Origin of the sequence: Leisingera sp. (genome assembly GCF_034669605.1) — a bacterium.
Lineage (GTDB): Bacteria > Pseudomonadota > Alphaproteobacteria > Rhodobacterales > Rhodobacteraceae > Leisingera.
On record NZ_JAXMOX010000371.1, the window covers coordinates 1 to 1,901 of the forward strand.

2 protein-coding genes are annotated in these 1,901 nt (G+C 66.2%); one reads left to right on the top strand and one right to left on the bottom strand.

Annotated elements, in window-relative coordinates; all coding sequences use genetic code 11:
- On the bottom strand, window positions 1-627 hold a 627-nt coding region (locus VOI29_RS24345; protein ID WP_323784454.1), incomplete at its 3' end, for a glycosyltransferase.
- A gap of 219 nt (window positions 628-846) precedes the next feature.
- On the opposite strand from VOI29_RS24345, the gene VOI29_RS24350 reads away from it, so the two are divergent.
- A partial coding sequence (locus tag VOI29_RS24350) for a hypothetical protein (RefSeq protein WP_323784456.1) occupies window positions 847-1,901 on the top strand: 1,055 nt, incomplete at its 3' end.

Genomic DNA, 1,901 nt, shown 5'->3' on the forward strand with positions numbered 1-1,901 from the left:
GCCGCGGCTGATCCGCGGCGCCAGATCGACCGGCCCGGGATCGGCGAGATTGGGCCCCCAGGGCACGATCACCGAGCGCTTCGGGTCAAGTCCATAAAGCCCGTCGGCGCCGGATTTCAGCCATTCCGTCGGCCAGAGCAGCAGGTCCATCGCCCGGAACACCCGCCGCTCGACCCCGAGGATCACCGGTTCGAGCAGCCGCGCCGGCCGCAACCGCGCGGCGCGGCCCTCGCGCAGGTCGGAACGGGTGTCGGTGGTGGGGGTGGTGTCGGCGGTATAGACCGAGAACAGCCCCGGCGGCAGCCGCAGCCCGGCCAGCGCCGGAAAGGCATGGGCACAGAACAGCACGTCGTAGCGGCCACGGGTCAGCTGGCCCTGGATCGCCGGCGCGATCAGCCGCGACAGCGCCAGCTGGCTGCGCCAGAGCGCACCGCGGGCCGCGGGCTCTGGCAGGGCCTTGAGCATCCGGCGCAGCGGCTCGAGCCTGCGCCAGCCGGGATCGAGCATGGTGACATCGCCGACATGGCTTTGCAGCGCCTCCACCATGCCCGGCGCACCGCCGGAACATGTCAGCGGATTCTGCGGGGAAAAATCCCACAGACAGGCTATCTTGCGGCGGTCTGGCAAAGGGCTACAGGTATTATCTATGAGGCAATCGGCGACAGGCTGACCAACCGCCCGGCCCTTGGCAAGGGCAAAAGCTGCCGGGCACGACCGCAGGTTGCAAAACAGGTCTTTCCCGAAGCCGTTCCAGGCGGCTAGTCTGCCCAGACGTGCTGAAACGCCGGCCCCAAACCTGCCGCATTCCTGTTCTAGAGTTCGACCGTTGCAACCAAAGACGCGCTGATGCCCAATATTCTGGCCAATCTGATGCTGGCGATCTGGCCAGTGGTGACAGTGATCCTGTTTCGCCGCCTGCCCCTGCCGCAGGCGCTGACGATCTCGTTCGTCACCGGCTTCCTGATCCTGCCGCCGCCGCCCGCGGTCTTCGACTTTCCGCTGCTGCCGCCGCTCGACAAGCATTCGATCCCGGCGCTCAGCGCGCTGATCATGGCCTTCGCGACCTATGGCCTGCGCAAGTCGGTGCTGCCCGATACCGCGCTGGGCAAGCTCTTGATGCTGACCTTCATCCTGTCGCCGATCGCCACCGTGATCACCAATGCCGAGCCGGTGCGCTGGGGCGACGTGCTGCACCTGCCGGGGCTGATGGTGACCGATGCCCTCGCGCTGACCCTGACCCAGATCCTGATCTTCATCCCCTTCGTGCTGGCGCGGCAATACCTGATCGAGGCCGCCTCCCAGCGGCTGGTGCTGGTGGTGCTGATGTGGGCGGGGTTCGTCTACAGCTTCCCGGCGCTGCTCGAGACCCGGCTGTCACCACAGCTCAACATCTGGATCTACGGCTATTTCCAGCATGATTTCGTCCAGACCATGCGGTTCGGCGGCTGGCGGCCTACGGTGTTTCTCTACCACGGCATCTGGCTGTCGTTCTTCGGCATGATGGCGCTGACCGCCGCCGCGGCGCTGTTCAAGTTCGAACGCAAACACTGGCTGCTGTACGGCGCGCTGACGCTCTGGCTCGGGGTCAGCCTGGTGCTCTACAAATCGCTGGGCGCGATGCTCTTTGCCCTGCTGCTGGTGCCGGTGGTGCTGGTCTTCGGGGTGCGCGCGCAGCTCAAGGTGGCGGCGCTGCTGGCGCTTTTGGCCATCGGTTACCCGGTGCTCAAGGGCGTCGACCTGGTGCCCACCGAACGGTTGCTGGCCGGTGCCGCCAGCATCGACCCAGACCGCGCCGCCTCGCTCGATTTCCGCTTCAACAACGAGGACATGCTGCTTGAACGGGCCTATGAAAAGCCGCTGTTCGGCTGGGGCAGCTGGGGTCGCAACCTGATCTACAACGA